Origin of the sequence: Bathymodiolus azoricus thioautotrophic gill symbiont, assembly GCF_001298715.1 — a bacterium.
Classification (GTDB): domain Bacteria; phylum Pseudomonadota; class Gammaproteobacteria; order PS1; family Pseudothioglobaceae; genus Thiodubiliella.
Window position 1 is genome coordinate 1 of record NZ_CDSC02000476.1, and the last position, 814, is coordinate 814.

General features: G+C 42.6%; 1 pseudogene. It reads right to left on the bottom strand.

Features of this window, described 5'->3' with window-relative positions:
* A pseudogene (locus BAZSYMA_RS08990) lies at positions 1 to 814 on the bottom strand (hypothetical protein); the annotation flags it as partial.

An 814-nucleotide genomic window follows, 5' to 3' on the forward strand; every position in this document is an offset into this window, starting at 1 on the left:
AATCTACATTTTTGGTGTAGTCCTTTGGTTTTTTAGGGGTGGAGTGGCTAGTGCCACGGAGTTTGGTTGTGTCTGCCTCATCTCCGTTAATTACCATTCCTATGGTTTGACTAACTAAAATACTTTTGGCAGTTTCTTTTAAATTAGATAGCATGCCCTGCATCAGGGCTTTCATCTTACCGGCAACGCTTTGTTTGTTAGTACCCACTTCAAGCATGGCGCCATAAAAATCACCATCACCAATTTTGACAGTAATATTACCCTTGCCCGCTGCCAAGGCGATATTCATCCCATCGCCATAACGCACATTGATGTTATAATCGCCCTTCATTGCTGCCACATTAACACCATGTCCCACACGAGTGTTGAGATTGTATTTACCAATCAAGACATTGATTGCGACGCCATCACCAACATTAGTATTAACATTGAGTTTGCCAATAGATAGCCCTGCATGGAAACCATCACCCACTTTGGTGGTAATATTGGCTCTGCCAATAGCAATCATAGCGCTATAACCAGAGCCCATCTTAGTAACAATATTGGCTTGACCAATAGCAATTTGCAAACTGTCGTTGTCGCCAACTGAGGTAAGAATATTGGCTCTACCGATGCCAGCTTGGATGGTTTGACCTAAACCCACTTTGCTAATGATATTGGCATCACCAATACCCACACCTAACATTGCACCATTGCCAATATGAGTGATAATATTAGCCCGACCTACAGCAAATGTAACCATACTGCCTTCGTTCTTATTACCTAATAATGCAGCACCAGTTGCTTTGAGCGCATCAACGCCTGATGTTAAGAA